Origin of the sequence: Marinobacter sp. UBA3604 (assembly GCF_002375325.1) — a bacterium.
Classification (GTDB): Bacteria; Pseudomonadota; Gammaproteobacteria; order Pseudomonadales; family Oleiphilaceae; genus Marinobacter; species Marinobacter salarius.
This window is the reverse complement of sequence record NZ_DFMB01000041.1, coordinates 220372-238647: the sequence shown is the minus strand read 5'-3', so window position 1 is coordinate 238647 and position 18276 is coordinate 220372. Positions and strand designations below refer to the sequence as shown.

Here is an 18276-nt window from a genome sequence, read left to right as displayed (position 1 = left end):
CCTTTTCATCGGCTATCAAGAAGGTAGCCTATCAATGACTGAATTAGCTTCCTTTCGGCAACTAGTTTGGATTTTTGATACTTGATCTTTCCAATAGTCAAGATTTTCGATTATTGACTTCAGTAATTGCGCTGATGATTCGCCTGACATATTACTAATAGAAAGCCGAATTTTGTCCATCGATAACTGGTCAAACAGTTCTTCTAGTTTAAATTCGTACGCTATTCCCAATACGGGTGTTCCAGCAACAAAGCTCAATATCGCGGCATGCATTCTAGTCGCAATAACAAGATCAAAATTCTTATACGCGCGAATGATTTCCAATGGCTGACGAAATTCACCATCGACAAAAACATTTTTTCTTATGTCACTGGGAAGCATTTCGTATATCTCTTCTGATAGCGCAGAGTCGTTCGTCCAGTACTCAGGAATGCCTTGACAAGTCGATAAGAAACAGATTTCTGCATCGAACTCTTCCACAGCTAAAACAATCATAGACACTATGCATTTTTTATAATTTTCATATACACCTTGTTTTCCTGACTCAAAGAAACGAAGCGACCGAACTGAAATTGCAATTTTTAGAGGCTTGGACCGTTCAGAATCTTGAATCAATTCTAGCTTATTTGCATCAATAGCAAATGCAGAATCCTTTGCTATAACAATTTTATCCTCACTGACGCCGATCTCAAGCAAATGCTTTTTGGAGCGCTCGTCTCTCAGGAAAATGATATTAGACTTTCTGAATATTTCCCTAAAAACAGAAATATTTTTTTCTTTATCAAATGGCCCCAATGTTTGCGTGAAAAATATAAGAGGCTTTTTAAAACTTAGAGTTAACAGATAATCGTAAATTGAAGAAGAAAGGTTATAATTTTCAATTAAATAGGTACCACCCGTGCTTACAACGAGGTCAGCATCTCCATAAATTCGTATCGACTCCCGGTCGCTTCTATTGACTAGTAATCTTGAAAACCAACCGATTCTTGCTAGGTATAGATATCCAGCGAACTTCAGGCGCCAGTAACGTAGCCTTCTAACCCAGTGTCCATAACCCAGTTTTTTTAGTTTTCTTGATATATAACCATACTGTTCGTTTCCAAAAAATGACTGCCGGAACGAAGCCCAAGGGTAGTATTTGGAAGCGGCATCGGCAAGTTTATCAAAAACAATAATTTCTACATCTTCACCATATTTTTGCCGAAAAATTTGAATCATTCCCTGCAGTATCGCAGCATCACCCGGATTCAACGTAACAATATTCGTTATCAATATCTTTTTTGGTTTTCGTTTGCCACTCATTTCCAAACGGCTCCGGCAATCATCACGCACTTAATGATCGTTGGCAGGTAGAAACTTCGCATGTAAGCGGGAAGGCCTTTGCTTAGGCTTAGGCCTGTTCCAACCCGATATATACTGTCGTTAGCTAACTTGATAATGCTTGCCTTCATTTAACGCTTCCCTGCTTTACGGAGCTGCATTGATCGACTAAACACTGAGAGTGTTTCACGAGAGACAACTGGCCAGTTGAGTTTTTCCTGCACCAACTCCCAACCGGCTCTTCCAATCGCGTCCGCAAGATCGGGATTGTCACGGAGCTTAATCAGTTGGGCGAGAATATCCGAAGGTTCATCACTCGCAAGCATGCCATTCGACTCGTGTTCAATTAAGTCCGCCATTTGCCCGCGGTTCGATGTAACAATGGGGGTCATGCAGGACATGTACTCCCATAACTTGGTTGGAGAACCGTGCACGCCATGAGGCGTCCAAAACCAATCAGGGTGAAGGGCAATGCACACGTCCGCAGAGCAAATTGCATCAAGCACTTCATCCCTGGGTACACGTTCTTTGATCTCGACGTTATCGCCTTCGGGCAAGTAGTCAGACCTTTGATTAACTGCCAGCAGAAAACGAATATCCGGCGCCTCTGTCTTTGCCAGCTCAATGACGCCCGAAAGCATGTCCAATCCCTGCCATGGGTATATGGCACTGCCACTATAAAACACCGTAAACGTCTTGTTATCGCGCTTCTGCCGCCGGCTATGTATTTCATTTTCCGGTATCAGAGGTCCACCATTCGGGACCACTACAGCATGCTCGATTCCAAGGTGATTTTTTGCATAATTCCCCATGGACGAAGATACACAGGTTGCGCCGTCCACCCTCTCAGCGAGCGCCTTCCGGACCTTTTCCTCACGTGCAATACGGGGTTTTTGCCTTGCGGCATGAAACCATCGTTTCAACCACTTGACCCAGGATTCCCTCACACCGGATCGCTTTCCCCCTAACCAGGAAAACGCAAGGTTTTCATCCGCGGGAGAGTTTATTTCCCATACCACCGGAACAGTCTCTTCCGCCCGTGCCATCACCTGTTTCAGATGGTCCCAGGCACCCAAGGGACGTGAATCAATCCGCGCGTAGATAACATCGCAGAACGCCAGAAACTCAGAGAGCGAACGGTCAGTATCCCCCTCGAAATTCATCACATCAGGCATTGTAGAGTCGCCCAGAACCGCAACCTCATGCCCCTCACTCAGGAATCCACGGATCAATTCAAACACATGAATATGGTTGCCGCCTTTCGGCGGATAGGCTTGAAGGTCGTATAAATAGCCAATTCTCATCCAACAATCTCCATAGGGCGAGTAAACTGAAACGGAACCGGATCAAGCTCAGTGCGCGACTGATCCAATAATCTCAGAGAGACGGGCAACACTTTTTTCCATGGTCCAGTTATCAGCCACGGATTCCTGGGCTTTCTTGCCCATCCGGGCCGAAAGCTCTCTATCGGCACAGAGAGCCCGCATCGCCTCAAACATTCCGTCGACGTCGTATTCATCCACGAGAATCCCCGTCTCACCCTCGGATATTATGTCGCGAATACCTCCGTGTCGGGTGCTGATTACCGGCAACCCCATGCCCATCGCCTCCAGCACACCCACCGGGGTACCCTCCATATCACCATTCGGAGCCCTGACAGAGTGTTGAAGGAAATAGTCAGAGCGACCCAAAACCTCCTGCACAAACTCATGGGGCTTGGCGCCATGAAGTGTCACCCGCTCCTCCATCCCGAGAGCCCGTACCATCTGAACACAGGCGGCGCTTAGGGGCCCGTCGCCCACTATCTCAAGTGTGGCATTGGGTACAGAATCACAAAGGCGGGCAAAGGCCATCATTGAAACAAAAGGGGCTTTTTTCTCAACCAGTCTGCCTATCATCGCGAAGCGATAACCAGGCTTGTGATCGGCAGAACGCTGAGTACTGTTAACGTCTGCACCGCATGCATTCTGGTGCACCTTGTCAGGGGGCGCGCCAAGCCGAACCAGTTGCTCACACATGTGGCTCGATACACCCACAATTGCCGAGGAGATGTCGAACAACCGATGATACGCTTTACCGTATTCACCAACGACGTAGTCCGTGTAGGCATCGTATCCGTGAAAGTGAGTCACCAGAGGGACATCGGCCTGATAACATGCCTCCATGACTGAGACCGCCGTTGGCCCGTACTCGGCCAGCACTACATCGATATTTGAATGTTTGAGCCATCGTACCAGCGCTTTCGTATCCTGAGTGGCAACCGAAACACCAATGGCTTTCCTGATCAACCAACGGAAACCCAGCGGAACCAAAGAACGCGAAACCAGGTGATTGCCGGCCCCAACCGAACCCTCACGGATCATTCGATAGCCAGGGTTACCAATCAGGGAGTAAGAGCGGTAAGGGAGTTTATTGATGTGGGCGTGAAGAAATGTCTCAGAGGGTGAAAGCTCATTTCCATGCTTATTGACAACCACTGCTAATCTGGACGACATCCTATATCACCTCTTTACGGAATCCTTTGGGGCCTGCGACACCCCTACCCGGTCAGGAATTCTATCAGAACAACCCTACGAGTATCACAACCAAGTTAGGTTTTATGTATTGTAATTGGAATTGAAACCATTATTATCTCGGACTCGAACGATAAGTGGCTAAATTGTGTTCGCCTCTCTCCACCAGGAAAATGGACTCTGGCCAGGTATATGGAACAACCCTTTCCCGACAACGTTCTTTTAGTATCGAACTATCCTTCAGATGTTGGTTATGCTTGGTGGTTGATGGAACATTTCTGGACTCTGATCGCCGAGCAATTTGAAGCCCGGGGTGGGAAGGCTTTCCTGGCATACCCAAGCATCACTGAGCTTCCGGAGAGCATTCGCAAAAGTAATATTGTCGCGGTAGAAATGGGCACTCAGGGGCCCGGTACCAATCACAGAAAAGCGATTGAGCAGTTCATCAAGACCCATAACATCCGGCATGTCTATCTGACCGATCGCCCCTGGTTCAACATTGATTACGCTTTTATGCGTCGCGCCGGTGTTCGCAATATCGTTGTACACGACCATACCCCTGGCGACCGCCCCAACATCAATGGCTTGAAAGGCTTGCTGAAGTCCATTCGCAACCGACTTCCCATGATTTGTGCTGACAGCCAACTTTGTGTGTCGGAACTAATGCGACAACGCAGCATCAACAACGGCCGAATACCGGCAAACCGCTGTCACGTTGTGCAAAACGGCATTCCCCCCGTCGAGGTGGGTACTACCTCCCACCAGTCATTGTTGGACAACCTGGATATTCCGCACGATAGCAAAATTTGCATCACGACCGGCAGGGCTCACCCTTATAAACGTTTCGACTTCATTATAGACACCGCCTCAGAGCTCCAACGACTGATGCCAGAGAACAACCTGGTATTTTTGTTGATCGGCGACGGCCCGGCCTATTCGACACTAAAGGAAAAGATTCACCACCTTAAACTGGATAGGCAAGTGCGTTTGCCTGGGTTCATATCCAACGCCAGAGACATTCTCGGCACCGCGGATATGGCCATGCATGCCGCACTCGGAGAAGGGTTCTCCCTTTCCATCGTAGAGTATATGAGCGCCGGTCTTCCGGTGCTGGTCCCCGACATCCCCTCGGTTAAACAGGCCATTGACCATGGCGACAACGGGTATGTTTATCCAAAAGACGATGCGTCCAGCGCCGCTAGCTTCATAGCCAGACTGCTACAGGACGAGCAGACCCGGCAGTCCATGGGGCTGCTCGCCCGCGAGAAGGCGAACACCCAATATAGCCTTGACAACTGTACCCGAGAATTCAAGAACGCCTGCAGGCTTGTGTTCTAGGTTCCCTTATTGCCGGAGAAGCTTTTCAAGGTTAGCAACAATGCGCTCACCGGTTTTCCCATCCCACATAGGGGGAATCCCGCCCTTTTTCCATTCACCAGCGAAAAGCCGATCCAATGCTGGTTCCAATGCAGCTGGGTCGGTACCGATCAATTCGTTAGTGCCCTGCTCTATCGTTTCTGGCCGCTCAGTGCTGTTTCGAAGCGTTAAACAGGGAACGCCCATGACGGTTGTTTCCTCCGTTATACCACCAGAGTCCGTTATAACCGCCTTCGCGTTCTTTACGAGGTAATTGAACTGAAGATAAGGTTGGGGTTCTGCAAGAATAACGTTGTCCGGCAGGTCAATCATATCCCGCAATGTTTTGGCCGTGCGAGGATGTACCGGAAACACCACGGGCAACCCACGAGTGCCACGACCAATGGCTTTCAGCATCTCTGCAAACTGCCCTGAAGAATCCACATTTGCAGGTCTATGAAGGGTCACCACGAAGTATTCACCCTGCTGTAACGCGTGCTGCTCCCAGATGTCCGGTGCAGTGAATCTATCCAGGTTTGCCAGAAGCGAATCAATCATGGTGTTGCCCACGAAAAAAATCCTTTCGTCTTCTATACCTGCTTTTACAAGGTTATTACCCGCCCACTCACTCGTTGTAAAGAACCAGTTAGTGATACTGTCAGTCACCATCCGGTTGATCTCCTCCGGCATGCTCCAATCACCAGACCGGATACCCGCCTCAACATGGGCGACCGGTATCAGCAGCTTCTGAGCAGTGATTGCACATGCCATGGTTGATGTGACGTCACCAACAACCAGGCACAGCGAACTCGGAGATTCCAGCAGCAGTTTTTCATAGCGAGTCATAATGCCAGCCGTGAGCTCGGCCTGGGTACCGCTCCCGACTTCAAGGTTGACGTCCGGTTTAGGGATTCCTAATTGTTCGAAAAAAGTTCCGGACATACTCACGTCATAGTGTTGGCCTGTATGAACCAGCCGGTACTGCAGATCCGCCCCTGCTTCACGGCGAGCCTTCAACGCCCGAATGATCGGAGCTATTTTCATGAAGTTGGGGCGCGCGCCCGCTATGATATCAATTAGCATTAACTGTCTCCTTTTTGACTCGAACCTTCCTTTGGGTTGGCGTAAGTGCCCCAGTGAACCGGGCCTTTCAAGTGATTCAGGTTAGCGGGAATACCCCTTGTCCCGCATCGTGGGGCCAACGATATCCTCCAACATAGCCAGTTCGTCATTGGGCATCTCTGTAAGCAGGTGCTGGGTTAAATCTGTTTTCGGAACATAGCGTTTGCTTTCCTCAGGGGGAGAAACACCTATGAACCGGGCCACCGAATCAATCATCGGTTCGGGATCGGACCACCAGTCTTCATAGCGTACTTCCAATACCGAACCAGGCATTGAGGACGAAACCTCGTCCATTCGCCTCATAGTCCATACCCAGTACTCAGCCATTTTTCTCAGTACGTCAGAAAAACGTAACGGACAATCATATTCAATATACTTTCCCGGAGAGCGAATAATCCTGCTCCACTCCAATCTAGCGGTAATATAGCTGGCCAATCGACCATCGCGGACAAAGTGTACGAACTTAGCATCAGGGAAATCGTTCATAATGTCGGGAGCCAAAGCTGCCAACATACCGCTGTCATTAAGAAGGTTGCTTCCACTTGCTAGCCACTGGTAGGCACCCAACTGAGCTCTAGAGAGCCGGAAAGAGTCGCGGCATGCATCTTTGACACTACATATAAACTCATCAGGGGCGGCCCAAATCGGCGGAACCGATACCGCCGAACTGATCCAAGGATAATGCCCTCTAAACCAGAGCTCTCCATTCCCCTCTCCTGGATAGACACACAAAGCGTTAACTCGTCGCAAATGACTTACCGCAGTGGACTTTCCTGAATTGTTGAATCCCAGTACAAAAACGGGGTTTTTTAGTTTTTCCTCAAAGTAATCCGGAAAAAAGAGGCACGCCCTCTTGGCTACTTTGAAAGCAAATTCCTTGCCTAAATACCTCATGGGAAGCTTCACCACCTATTCGCGCCAAAATCAAAGGCTTAATATATCAAATCCGCCGTTAAGTACCCAGTATCTTAGGCACCGCAAGAGGAATAGCGAAGCGTTATGACTTAGCCCACCCTCAGGGCGTGAGCCGTGACTCCACCGGTCACACAACCTAAACAAATTTACACGCCCAAGAAACGTAAAACTAAGTTAAATAGTCTACACTGTGAAGAGTAAAATTGTACTTTGGAGCGTACGTCATGAACACACTAGGTCCCATCGCCGTCGCTGCTTTAGCACTCACTTTGGCGGCCCAATCTAACGCAGAGATTTTGTTAGTAGATTCTTTTGAAACCGGCGACATGTCAGCTACTAATGACCAAGGTTTTCGCTGGGACCGCAATAATCGCACCTCGATAGTCTCCTCAGATGAAGTTGTCTACAGTAATGGCGAAACCAGTATTCAAATGCCATCGGGCCGGGACTGGGAAACTATAGATGAGGAGCACAGCCTAAGGTTTCGCTATCCTGCAGGCTCAGATATGGCGGAGCAACGCTTTGATTTAGGCGGAGCTTACCCGGAAGCTTGGTACAAATATTGGATACGAGTACCCCAGAACTATACGCACAGTACTAGCTCCCCTAGTAACAATAAATTCTTCGCTACATGGATGGATGGGTATTCTAGCCAAGGCAATGGGCCAACTGCGTTCTGGAACTTAATGAGTAATGGATCTGGCGGCAGCAGTATAGCTGTCAGCTATTCCGACGGCGGCTATTCAGTTGCTGGCGGACAAATGCAGATTCAGCCGTTTATCAGAGTCCCTGAGGACAGGGGACGCTGGATGCAAGTGGTGTATCGCGTAAAAGCTTCTTCGAATTCCGGAACTCGTGACGGTGAAATTGAGTTGTGGAGGAGATGGGAGAATGAAAACTCATTCACCCAAATCCATGAAGTTGAAAATGCGCTTTTACCTATCCCCCCGGAAGGTCCAAATGGATGGAATGAAGGCTACATCATGGGGTGGGCAAATGCTCCTTATTCTCAAGATACCGAGTGGCTTTTAGATTCCTTCCACGTCTCCACTAGCTCATTGTTAGACGAAAGCGCTGCCGACGACAGCAGACCAGAACCTCCGACGCTGACAATCGATTGAGACTAACCAATCATGAGCCCCTCTTCCCTAATTGCAAAAATTGGAAAGGAGGGGGGGCTTGATTGGAGCGGCCAAAAGCCACACTAATTTCGGAAACCAAATATTCGTTACTAAAATCAAAAGCATTTCTTACCTGACAACCTATATAACAAGGAACCGAACCTACCTGTCAGATACAAATAAGCTGGAAGAATCAGAGACGATATAACAGATACTGAAAACACCTTGAACTTATAGACAATAAGCGCAATAATCATGGCTACAATCGTGAGAAATAAAAAGTAAAAACTTAACATCATCCCATTTAAAAGACTTATTATTGCTAGAGCCTGAAGTAAAAAAAGTAATGTCGCAGCAACTGCAGGTTTAGAAACGATAAATTTCTGGAAGTTTTGGACATCACCAAGTCCGTGCCAAACTTCCCGACGAACAAACTCTTTTATTGTCGTCGGGTAACCTAGGTGAAACGCTTTGAGACGTGAGTCAACAACTAATTCAGCTCCCTCTGCCTTCGCCCTCTTACATAAATCATAGTCCTCACCCGAAACAAGCGATGGATTAAATCCTTCGAGAAGAAAAAACAGTTTTCTTCCTATAAGCATATGGCCAGAGCCAATATGAGTATCTCTATCATCATTCTCGATTCTAAAATACCACTCTTTCAACGGCCCTTTAATTGTCTCAGGTACAGAGCAATGCGATCCAACAACATCATTATTTCTAATCAGCCTTTCCATATGTTCTAGAAAGATTTCAATCCAATTATCATCTATAACAACATCAGCATCAAGAAAAATAAATATCTGACCGGTCGCCACTCTACAACCATCGTTTCTGACCGCTGAGACCGTATTCGACTCCGAATAAACCACTTTCGCTCCACGCTCGATAGCAATAAGCGCACTTCGGTCCTCGGAACGGTTATCAACGACAATTATTTCATATGGTATTTCCTTACTAAAAAAATTAGCGTTTATTGAATCGATAGTGCTACCGATAAAAATTTCTTCGTTGAAGCATGGAATTACAAATGAAACACGTACCCCACTTACTCCCGATGTCAACATAAACCGGAACCCTTAGTTAATTTGATAATTCTCTATTAAAATAGCATGATTTAATATTGGAGTTATTTAATGACACAACCAAAGACAAATGAATCCACAAGAACGGGTAATAAGTTACGGTCACAAATTGTCCTGCAACTACAAACCCTATAAGCGAAATATTCATACATCGACCAATAAGACCTTGATCACAAGAGCACCCTTTAACCTGAAAATCTTTTGATTTTTTAAAAGCAACCATCAATATTATACAAAATACAAAAAGACCAGTAAGCCCAACATCAGTTGCTACCTGTATTAGTATATTGTGAGGAAGCTCAGCCTTACGAAATAGAACATCATCTGAAAAATAAATTTCAAAATATCTACTAAAATTAAAGTAGCCGACACCGAGAACCGGGTTCTCCTGGACCATCTGGATTCCATTTTCCCAGTACAGCAACCTCTGCTGAGATGTCTGATCATCTCCCATAGTTTCAAATCGATCTTTTTGTTCTTCGGGCAAGAAAGTCCAAATCAAAAAAAGCGCAATAGACAAAGCCCCTAGAACCTTAAACTTAAATATCGACTTATAATTCATAACCAATATCTGAACCAAGAGCGCCAATTGCGCCCCTCGAGAACTGGCACCTAAAATTACCATTACAGCCGTGATCGGCATTAACAATAGAAGATTAAATGTTCTTCTACCGACGTACGGTCTCAATGTAGAGGAAAATGCCCATGCTATAGGCCAAAATACGAGCATTTGAATGGCTAGCTCGCCTGAATTCTCGAAGAAGCCTGGAGGACCTTTGAGTCCCCAATCTGTGAATGAGAAGCCTCGCTGCGCCCATGTAACTGCAAGAGAGAGCGATATCTTGAATGATGAAATCAAGAAAATGGATAGAAATATGAAGAACCTTTTTCTTGTATTGACAATATTTATTACAAGAAAATATATAACTAACCACAAGTAATATTTGTCGAGATTATTGTATGAGATGTCAGGAAAGTAAGCAAAAAAGCTTGAGACCAAAATTATAAAAAGAAAAATCACTAATAGCTTATTTAGAGGAGACGAGACCCATCTCACTGTTTTATCAGTAAAACACCCTAGGAACGCCCCTATTACTGTAAGCTGTGTCCAAGGAAGTATGTCAATTGCAGGATAGATAGATTGTGGCCTAACATACTCAAAGAAAAGGTATGCACAGATCATCCAAAAAGCGAAGCTTTCACTTTTTACATATTTCCAAATAGCCCTAACTTTAAGAGCATAGATATCCTCTTCAGAAACCTCATTACGCCTTTTAATCACACGCACCCCGAACGGATTCCATCACTCCCTCTTCACAAAGAGTAAAAAAATGGTCACAACAATTAAATGGATCATGGATATAGGGGTATGGCTTTTCTCGGTAACTGCCCGCCAGCGCAAGAGCATATTCGTTACCTATGATTTTTTTGAACGATGACAAATGTGCGGGCTCCATGACGATGACCAAGTCTGTCTTCAGGAACTGGAACTCCGTGACATTCACGGTTCGGTGCCCATCCAGGTTCAGGCCATGTAATTCTGCGAAGGCCTTTGCCCGGGGATCTGCGGGAAAGCCTCCTCTGCAGTTTAGACCACATGAAGCAGCTTGCTTTCCCAGGCTACGGGCATACACCTCCGCTAGAGGACTACGGCAGATATTGCCACTACACACAAACACAAGGCGCTCGTATTCGCCGCCCTTTAGCCTCGTAAACTGGCTATAGAAACCAAGTTTCGCTAGAAGCCAATGGTAGAGGAATCGAACCAGTCCCTTTTTTGAACCAAAGCGTTCATACACTAACCGGCCCAAACGATAATCTCCCTATTTCGCAATGTTAACTCGTTACGCTCCCTGATCGTGTGTATCATGCCACAAGTTGTGCCTTCACCGGCAACGAAACGACTTTAGTTCTTCTTGATCTCAAGCGTCCTGATGTCATTTCCCATCGCAATATTTGATAATCAGGCACCTGTTCACTATCGGTACAAACAAAGGACGTTTTTACCCATGGAACCCAGAATTCTGGTTCTCGACGGAAATCAGCGCGCATCCCTCGCCGCTGTGCGGTCTCTGGGCTCAAAAGGTTTATGGATTGCGGTCGGTGAAAGCACCCCGACCTCTATGGCAGCCGTTTCTCGATACTGTTCGCATAAGGTGACCTACTCCGACCCTTATAGCTCTCCACGCGCTTTCTTCGACGATGTTCTGAGCCAGATCAATACGCTTGGCATCTCATTCCTTCTGCCGATCACGGAAGCGACCACCTACGTTCTGCTGCTTTATCGCAGTGAAATCCCGGAACATGTGGTCTTGCCCTTCCCTGAGACCGAAGCCGTTGAACGGCTTGCCAATAAGAACAGGCTTTTTGAATTGGCGGCTGAAAGTGCGGTTCCCATTCCCAGTACAATATTTTGTGAAAATTCGGAGCAAGGCCTAAGTGCACTAGACACCATAGACGACTTTCCAATCGTTCTGAAACCATTCAAGTCGAAAATTCTGGAGAAGGGTCAAATACTCTCTTCTCAGGTCATTATTGCGAAGTCCCGTGACGAAGCTCGCGCGGCCTTGAATTCCCATGAGTACTTTAACTTTCCCTTTACAATTCAGTCCTTCATTAATGGAACTGGCCAAGGCATTTTCGCGTTGTTCAATCATGGCGAACCGGTATGTTACTTTGCACACCGTCGGCTTCGCGAAAAACCGCCCGGCGGTGGTGTCAGCGTGCTATGCGAGTCTGCGCCTGTCGATGAGCAGTTGAAGTCCTCTGCGGAAACACTCCTACGAAAGGCAAAATGGCACGGCGTTGCGATGGTGGAGTTTCGTGTGTCTGCGGATGGTAAAGGCTATCTTATGGAGGTTAACCCTCGATTCTGGGGCTCTTTGCAGTTGGCAATAGATTCGGGTATCGATTTCCCGCACTGGCTGTACCTGGCAAGTACCGGCCAAGCGGTACCAAAGGCCGCTCAGGAGCACCGCAGGGTGAGATGGCTACTTGGTGACCTGGACCGTCTTTATCTGGTTCTTAAGGCACCCAAGACGTCCTATTCGACGGGCGCAAAACTTCTGGAAATACTGCGCTTTCTCAAGCCAGGACGACGAACCCGGCACGAAGTTAATCGCTTGAGCGATCTTCGTCCATTCTGGTTTGAGCTAAGGCAGTACCTGAGCGCACTGAGAGGCTGATGGCTGCCATGAATCGGCCCTACGTTATTATTCTCGCGAATGGACTCAACGGCCTCGGAGCTGTTCGTTCCGCAGCTCATGCGGGCTTGAAAACCTACACCCTTCTGACAAGACAGTCTGATCTCAGCGCCTACAGCCGCTTCAGTCAGTACCGGTTTTTATTGCCGATTAATCCCACCGTAGATGATATCAAGCCCATCCTCGACCAGTTGAACAACAACGAAGGTGGCCCAGGTGTATTGCTTGCCTGTTCTGATTTTGCCGCGGAGCTACTTGGTAAACTCAAGAAGGAAGGCTACTCCAATCAACACCTGATCGTGCCGACTACAGAAACTACGGAAGTTCTGAACGACAAAAAACTGGAATGCCAGTACATGGAACAGGGTGGGATCACTCTTCCAAAGACCTTTTACAACCTTGAGGGAGATGTGCCGGAAACGTTCCCGCTGATTATCAAGCCCCGAACTTTCCGGGAGTATAAGGTACTGGGCGCAAAGAACGTTATCATCCATTCCTTGGCGGAGCTGGATGAATTCAAGCAGAATTTCCATGCCCACCTCGACCAGTTCATCGCCCAGGAAGTGATACAGGGCGGTGACGACAACCTGTGGGTGTGCAACGTAACCTTTGATCAGAACCAGGAACTCAGCGCCTGCTTCGTGTTTAAGCGCCTCGGCACCATGCCCTCACACTATGGAGTTACGTCGCTTGCGATCAGTCAGAATAACCAGGCGCTGCGGGAAGAATGCGCGAAAATTGGCAAGGCCCTGAACTACACCGGGCCAGCAATGATCGAATTCAAGAAGGACCAATATTCCGATACCTATTACTACATCGAAACCAATCCCAGGCTAGGCATGTGTAATTGGTTTGATACCCGATGCGGAATCAACAACATTCTGGCCTGCACCCAGGCAGCCTACGGCAATAGGGTGGAATTCGCTCCGCAGCGGAATAATTTTGTGTACTGGAATTTCTTTGGGGACCTGATCGCAAGGCTTGAAGACAGGGAAAACCTGTTGGCCATCGTGTTCCGCTATATAGCGCTACTACGGCGCCGGCGTATTGGCGCACTGCTTTACTGGAAAGACCCCCAGCCTGCGCTCCGATACGCCAGGGCATCAATAACGGACATCACTCAGCGGGTAGGTAGAAAACTGCGGGAAAGGTTCGGCTGACGCGGCACTTTTTCCTTCAACGCCTCAAATCGATTGACAATCTGAAGGAAGTCAGCGGTGTTCTCCGGCAAAGAGAATCGGGGAAGCTCGTATTGGCTGCAACCGGCTCTTATGTAATCCGGTACTGTGTTAAAGGCCATCTTAAAACCTGCCCGCTTTACTTCTTCGATATCAGCGCGGTCATAATCCGATGGGCGGCCCGTGGGATAGGCAAATACATCTGGGCAGTCGGCCAGTTCCTGCTCCACTCTCTTTCGCGCCTCATGGATTTCGTGCTGCTTCTCTTCCAGCGTCAATGTCGACAATATGCGGTGTGAGCAAGTGTGGGGATAGACTCCATGCCCCCTTTTTTTGAGTGACCTTGCATCGTCCCAGGACATTGGCCGGTATTCCCGGGGAATGGTATCCGGGAAATCAACTTCCAATTTCGGGTAAAGTTCTGCACCAAGCCACTGATAGATATGTTCCTGGTTGACGACCTTCAGGGCATTTCGAATCTCGCGGATTGTTCTCCGTACGCTGATCTCAGCAAGATTGACCGAGTATTTGCCGCCAAATGGGAGCTGAAGGTCGATTGCGCTGATCTTGGTGTGATTGACGGCGTGCGCTATCTGGTCATCCCACGGCCAGAGTTGCTCGTCCAGAAGGCCGGTAATCACGAAAAAATTCAGCGGAAACCCGAACTCATCAAACACCTGCGCTGCGACGTCATGATGATCTGAAAAGCCATCATCGATCGTAAACATAACGGACTTGGAGGGAATCGACGTGCCTTTATTGAGAAACTGCCAGAGCTGGTCCATCGTCAGAACACTATATCCCCGACTGGAGAGATAACGAAGGTAACCACGAAGACGTTCAGCCGTCATGTCACCCGGAATACCATCACTACCGTCAGTAACTCTGTGCAACATGAAGACGGGCACACGACCAGGGCACAAGAAGCGATATACGCCTGTTTCCCCGATAATATTTGCGACCTTCAGAATGACAGACTTCATGATCTCGCGTCCTGCGTTGAACTTATCAGCGTAACTTCACCTGGGTCACCCGGCGTTACATAAAGCGCTCATATAGTCCTTGATAGGCGTGCAACATGCTCTTCAAGCTGAACTTGCTCTTTGCACTCTCAAGGGCCTGCTCGGTTATCTGTTGCTTCAAGGTCGGATCGTTCAGGCGCTGAATAGCGTTGACGATTGCATCAGAATCTTCAATAGGTACCAGGAGTCCGCTCTCTCCATAAGAAACAATTTCCTCTGGGCCTCCACTTCGTGTAGCAATAACAGGCACTCCAGCCATCATAGCTTCAACGGTGGAGATTGAGAATCCTTCCGATGTGGAAGGCAGAAGGAAAATATCCGCCTGCCGGAGAACATTTACTACGTCTTGCCGGAAACCGAGCCAGTGAATTCTCGGTGCCTCCGGTGCTCCACGAATTTGAGCTTTGAGCTTTTCGAACAAAGCTGGACGCTGATGGCCTACAACGACGAAGTGGGTGTTCGGATCCAGCTTTGCCATCTTTATAGCTGCATCAACGAGGTGGTCGTAACCCTTGGCTGGACGAATATTACCGATTGAAACGACAAGATTGGCTTCTGGCGGTAGGCCAAGCTCTTCTTTCAATCCCGACGCGGGCGCCTTGCAGAAAAGCTCTGGATCAACACCATTATAGACCAGATGTAGCTTACGAGCGGGAAGTGAGCTACGTTCAGCGAGCTCTTCCTGCAGTCGCTTCGAGACACACACAATGGCGGACGCACCCCAACCAATAATCCCGAATTTCGCCCGCAGGAATCGTTCTCCCGCCGCAACATCAACCGCGCCATGGAACGTCGCGATCATCGGCTTCCTGCACATCATTGCAAGCAGAGCGCCGTACACGTTGGAGCCCAGCAAATGGGCATGAATCAAATCAACACCCTCGCCTACCACTAAACGTTTCATGCCAAGGATGTAGCCAAGGTTAAAACTACCCTTGGAGTCAATGAATTGAGGTGTAATTCCCAGACTCCGAACCTGGTCAGCTACCCAACCCTCGCCGCGCAGAACAACGATATTGCGAAACTCTGTTTGCTGAAGTTCTTTAAGGAGATTGATAAAAACGGTTTCAGCACCGCCGGGACCCGTTGTATCAATGAGGTGCAGAATAGTCTTTACATCTTTCCCTGCCATGGGTTTTACCCTCTCATCCAATAGAGAGCACGGAATAAGGTGCTCTTAACCAACATTACCGTCAGAAACTGATAGCTTTCAGTTGCGATCCGCGCTTTATAGTTTTCTTTCTTGCCTTGCCCCGCGAGCATATCGAAACGGTCCGTGTCGGGCAGCCTGAACGCGTCTTCGATGGCATACCCCAAATGCAGTGATCCAAGTGACAGCTTTTTATGAAAATTCTGCTCAAAGCCGGCCTGGATATTGTAGACGACTCCCCGATACCAGACATTGTAAAGCACCGACACGATATGGTTCCCACAGGTCAATGTCGATAGCAACGGGCGACCACCTTCCTCCTCAACTCGAGAGAGAAATCTCTCATGAAACGTCAGACTTTTTCCTGCTACGCAGTCTTTTCTCCATCGCTCCCTGTGAAATGCGTTAAGGGCATCGAAGAATGCCTTTGAGTTGTGTGGCCATAAATTTTCTTCGCGCACCGGCCCCAGAGACTCAAGCACAGCACGGCGGTTGTAGAGTTTTAAGCGGCTATTAGCGCCCAACGAGGCGAGATATTCATCAAAAGGTCCAGAAGTTGTCACCGCATATCCATCATCAACTGCGATAATCCGAAACGCCCAATTCTGGGTCGCGGCAATTGTAACCAGTGCAGATAGATCCTCGGAACCCGCGCGCAAATCGTTAAAGACGGCTTCGGTCCAGGTATGACTTTCCAGTTGCTGTTGCAATGCGCGCACCAGAGGCTGGCCAGTGAGATTTCTGGAGAATCGATTATACTCTGTTCTTGGGGTTCTCAGCTCACGGGAGCTGGTGCCTACGAACTGTAGCGATCGTATAGGCAGCACCCCTTTCAGCCTGTACCGGGACTCATACAGCCCGGACACTTCTCCGTCCCAGGGCCGGACAAGGCGGAAGCTTTTCTGGCGCCCCCAGGTGTCCCACCAGGCGCTTTGCCACGCCTTTGTCTGGAACAGGCTCATTACGGCAGGGCCTTGACGATATGAGGGCCTAGCAGCGTGGTCACCCAAACGGGAAGTCGCTGCCATACGGCGATCAACAGCCTGAACTTCGGGTTGTTTGGGTTGAGTGCGGGTAGCGCCTCTCCCTCCGGCAGCAAGTAGTCCCAATGCAATGTCAGAGGCTGGGCACCCCACTGTTGCTTGAAACGATAGGTGCCGGCATCGTGACTGCAACGGCCGAAGTCAAAAACCTCGAAACCCTGCTGTACCGCGAACTCCAGGGCTTTCCAGTACATGATCATATTGATGCTGGTGTGGTTGTACTTGCGCAATGTAGACGCCCAGGGAATCTCCATGCGGCCCTTGTAACCGGTCAAAAAAGCGCAGCCAACCGCTTGCCCTTCAATACGGGCAACTACCAGCCACGCCTGCCCGCCTAGAGTGTCCAGCAAGTTTCGGAAAAACTCTTTACCGTAGACGGGCGTTCCGAGGTCACGCATGTTGATGGCAAAAACCCGATAGAACTCGTCCAGCAAGTCAGCGCCACCGATAGCGAACCCGTTCATTTCCCGCTCGCCCCGGCGGATTTGCGCACGCAGTTTGGGCTGGAAGCTGTCCCACAGGTCCTCGGTTTTAGACGGCAATGGCAACCAGAAGGTGACTTTGTCCTTGCGCTGAGGCAAGCCCAGTTCATTATCCTGACAAAACCGCATTTCCAGGTGACCTGCTCCCAACTGCTGTCGCCACTTTTCGCCCTCGCCGATGAGTTTTTGGGCAATGTCGGGATGGTCCGCCAAAACCCCGCCATAATTAAAATAGGGCATTGAAACCAGGAAATTACCAAAAAGCCGGCTATTGAGTTGTACCAGGGGAAGCACACCGACAATGCCCCCTACGTCATCGTAGGCACAGAGATATCGGGTGTTGTGGCCGTAGGTTTTACTGATGAACGATGAAATACAAGGCCTATGCCAAACTGACGCTGCAGGATGACGGGCTACGTAGGCTTCTGCGTGATGGATGTCGGAATCTGCACAGGGCTCTACGGCGATGGCTTGTGCCATCGTGGCATTTCCAACAGCAGGAGGAATAGTGATCGGCTTTGGGGTCCACTTATCCTGTGCCTGAGCCCCATTGAGTTGCTGCTTAACCTGCTTCTGGAGCTGTTTTATCTCGCTGGATACCTGTTGGAGCTCGGCAATCAGTTCATCCGCATTGGTTCCGCTTTTGCGGGCTTCGCCCACCAGGCGACTGAGACGGCCTTTGGCACTCTTCAACTCGTCCAGCCGCGCCTTGGAGGCCTCCAGGCCGGGGATAGGTGTCTCCATTCCCATTGCGCTATCCTTAAAG

16 protein-coding genes are annotated in these 18276 nt (G+C 48.7%); 4 read left to right on the top strand and 12 right to left on the bottom strand.

Going from position 1 to position 18276, the window contains the following annotated elements; all coding sequences use genetic code 11:
- Window positions 1-15 precede the first annotated feature (15 nt).
- From B2590_RS12855 to B2590_RS12845, 3 genes are all read right to left on the bottom strand, one after another.
- Window positions 16-1302, bottom strand: a complete 1287-nt coding sequence (locus tag B2590_RS12855; protein WP_286810673.1) for a polysaccharide pyruvyl transferase family protein — start codon at window positions 1300-1302, stop codon at window positions 16-18.
- 149 nt (window positions 1303-1451) lie between these two features.
- On the bottom strand, window positions 1452-2624 hold the full coding sequence (locus B2590_RS12850; protein ID WP_286810672.1) for a glycosyltransferase family 4 protein: 1173 nt from the start codon (window positions 2622-2624) through the stop codon (window positions 1452-1454).
- A gap of 48 nt (window positions 2625-2672) precedes the next feature.
- Window positions 2673-3815, bottom strand: a complete 1143-nt coding sequence (locus tag B2590_RS12845; RefSeq protein WP_286810671.1) for a glycosyltransferase — start codon at window positions 3813-3815, stop codon at window positions 2673-2675.
- A 210-nt stretch (window positions 3816-4025) separates the two neighbouring features.
- On the opposite strand from B2590_RS12845, the gene B2590_RS12840 reads away from it, so the two are divergent.
- Window positions 4026-5171: a glycosyltransferase family 4 protein gene (locus B2590_RS12840; protein ID WP_286810670.1), complete on the top strand. Its 1146-nt coding sequence runs from the start codon at window positions 4026-4028 to the stop codon at window positions 5169-5171.
- Between the two features lie 6 nt (window positions 5172-5177).
- Here the strand turns inward: B2590_RS12840 and wecB are convergent, their stop codons facing one another.
- Together wecB and B2590_RS12830 are read right to left on the bottom strand one after the other, a co-directional pair.
- On the bottom strand, window positions 5178-6272 hold the full coding sequence (gene wecB / locus B2590_RS12835; protein WP_286810669.1) for a non-hydrolyzing UDP-N-acetylglucosamine 2-epimerase: 1095 nt from the start codon (window positions 6270-6272) through the stop codon (window positions 5178-5180).
- Between the two features lie 81 nt (window positions 6273-6353).
- Window positions 6354-7205 (bottom strand): sulfotransferase, encoded by an 852-nt coding sequence (locus B2590_RS12830; RefSeq protein ID WP_286810668.1) that lies wholly within the window; start codon window positions 7203-7205, stop codon window positions 6354-6356.
- A gap of 245 nt (window positions 7206-7450) precedes the next feature.
- On the opposite strand from B2590_RS12830, the gene B2590_RS12825 reads away from it, so the two are divergent.
- Window positions 7451-8347 (top strand): hypothetical protein, encoded by an 897-nt coding sequence (locus B2590_RS12825; protein ID WP_286810667.1) that lies wholly within the window; start codon window positions 7451-7453, stop codon window positions 8345-8347.
- Window positions 8348-8463: 116 nt separating this feature from the next.
- On the opposite strand, the gene B2590_RS12820 is transcribed toward B2590_RS12825, so the two are convergent.
- Genes B2590_RS12820 through B2590_RS19270 form a run of 3 tightly spaced genes read right to left on the bottom strand, consistent with a single transcriptional unit; the run spans window position 8464 to window position 11105 of the window.
- Window positions 8464-9414: a glycosyltransferase gene (locus B2590_RS12820; protein WP_286810666.1), complete on the bottom strand. Its 951-nt coding sequence runs from the start codon at window positions 9412-9414 to the stop codon at window positions 8464-8466.
- A 16-nt stretch (window positions 9415-9430) separates the two neighbouring features.
- The gene (locus B2590_RS12815) at window positions 9431-10720 is read right to left on the bottom strand and encodes an O-antigen ligase family protein (RefSeq protein WP_286810665.1); all 1290 of its coding nucleotides are present in this window, start codon (window positions 10718-10720) and stop codon (window positions 9431-9433) included.
- Window positions 10707-11105 (bottom strand): hypothetical protein, encoded by a 399-nt coding sequence (locus tag B2590_RS19270; RefSeq protein ID WP_353744222.1) that lies wholly within the window; start codon window positions 11103-11105, stop codon window positions 10707-10709. Before B2590_RS19270 ends, B2590_RS12815 begins: the two co-directional genes overlap by 14 nt.
- A gap of 336 nt (window positions 11106-11441) precedes the next feature.
- Between B2590_RS19270 and B2590_RS12810 the strand changes: the two genes are divergently transcribed.
- Window positions 11442-12617, top strand: a complete 1176-nt coding sequence (locus B2590_RS12810) for an ATP-grasp domain-containing protein (RefSeq protein WP_286810664.1) — start codon at window positions 11442-11444, stop codon at window positions 12615-12617.
- Window positions 12617-13795, top strand: a complete 1179-nt coding sequence (locus B2590_RS12805; protein WP_286810663.1) for a hypothetical protein — start codon at window positions 12617-12619, stop codon at window positions 13793-13795. Before B2590_RS12810 ends, B2590_RS12805 begins: the two co-directional genes overlap by 1 nt.
- On the opposite strand, the gene B2590_RS12800 is transcribed toward B2590_RS12805, so the two are convergent.
- Genes B2590_RS12800 through B2590_RS12785 form a run of 4 tightly spaced genes read right to left on the bottom strand, consistent with a single transcriptional unit; the run spans window position 13756 to window position 18260 of the window.
- The gene (locus tag B2590_RS12800; RefSeq protein ID WP_286810662.1) at window positions 13756-14796 is read right to left on the bottom strand and encodes a polysaccharide deacetylase family protein; all 1041 of its coding nucleotides are present in this window, start codon (window positions 14794-14796) and stop codon (window positions 13756-13758) included. The genes B2590_RS12805 and B2590_RS12800 overlap by 40 nt on opposite strands.
- A 55-nt stretch (window positions 14797-14851) precedes the next feature.
- On the bottom strand, window positions 14852-15967 hold the full coding sequence (locus B2590_RS12795) for a glycosyltransferase family 4 protein (RefSeq protein WP_286810661.1): 1116 nt from the start codon (window positions 15965-15967) through the stop codon (window positions 14852-14854).
- A gap of 5 nt (window positions 15968-15972) precedes the next feature.
- The gene (locus B2590_RS12790; protein WP_286810660.1) at window positions 15973-16947 is read right to left on the bottom strand and encodes a GNAT family N-acetyltransferase; all 975 of its coding nucleotides are present in this window, start codon (window positions 16945-16947) and stop codon (window positions 15973-15975) included.
- Window positions 16947-18260 (bottom strand): FemAB family XrtA/PEP-CTERM system-associated protein, encoded by a 1314-nt coding sequence (locus B2590_RS12785; RefSeq protein ID WP_286810659.1) that lies wholly within the window; start codon window positions 18258-18260, stop codon window positions 16947-16949. Before B2590_RS12785 ends, B2590_RS12790 begins: the two co-directional genes overlap by 1 nt.
- Window positions 18261-18276 lie beyond the last annotated feature (16 nt).

Coding starts and splice junctions, on each gene's coding strand:
- B2590_RS12785 (WP_286810659.1), bottom strand. CDS start 18,260: ATGGGAATGGAGACACCTATCCCCGGCCTGGAGGCCTCCAAGGCGCGG.
- B2590_RS12845 (WP_286810671.1), bottom strand. CDS start 3,815: ATGTCGTCCAGATTAGCAGTGGTTGTCAATAAGCATGGAAATGAGCTT.
- B2590_RS12800 (WP_286810662.1), bottom strand. CDS start 14,796: ATGAAGTCTGTCATTCTGAAGGTCGCAAATATTATCGGGGAAACAGGC.
- B2590_RS12855 (WP_286810673.1), bottom strand. CDS start 1,302: ATGAGTGGCAAACGAAAACCAAAAAAGATATTGATAACGAATATTGTT.
- B2590_RS12840 (WP_286810670.1), top strand. CDS start 4,026: ATGGAACAACCCTTTCCCGACAACGTTCTTTTAGTATCGAACTATCCT.
- B2590_RS12820 (WP_286810666.1), bottom strand. CDS start 9,414: ATGTTGACATCGGGAGTAAGTGGGGTACGTGTTTCATTTGTAATTCCA.
- B2590_RS12795 (WP_286810661.1), bottom strand. CDS start 15,967: ATGGCAGGGAAAGATGTAAAGACTATTCTGCACCTCATTGATACAACG.
- B2590_RS12830 (WP_286810668.1), bottom strand. CDS start 7,205: ATGAGGTATTTAGGCAAGGAATTTGCTTTCAAAGTAGCCAAGAGGGCG.
- B2590_RS12825 (WP_286810667.1), top strand. CDS start 7,451: ATGAACACACTAGGTCCCATCGCCGTCGCTGCTTTAGCACTCACTTTG.
- B2590_RS12810 (WP_286810664.1), top strand. CDS start 11,442: ATGGAACCCAGAATTCTGGTTCTCGACGGAAATCAGCGCGCATCCCTC.
- wecB (WP_286810669.1), bottom strand. CDS start 6,272: ATGCTAATTGATATCATAGCGGGCGCGCGCCCCAACTTCATGAAAATA.
- B2590_RS12790 (WP_286810660.1), bottom strand. CDS start 16,947: ATGAGCCTGTTCCAGACAAAGGCGTGGCAAAGCGCCTGGTGGGACACC.
- B2590_RS12805 (WP_286810663.1), top strand. CDS start 12,617: ATGGCTGCCATGAATCGGCCCTACGTTATTATTCTCGCGAATGGACTC.
- B2590_RS12850 (WP_286810672.1), bottom strand. CDS start 2,624: ATGAGAATTGGCTATTTATACGACCTTCAAGCCTATCCGCCGAAAGGC.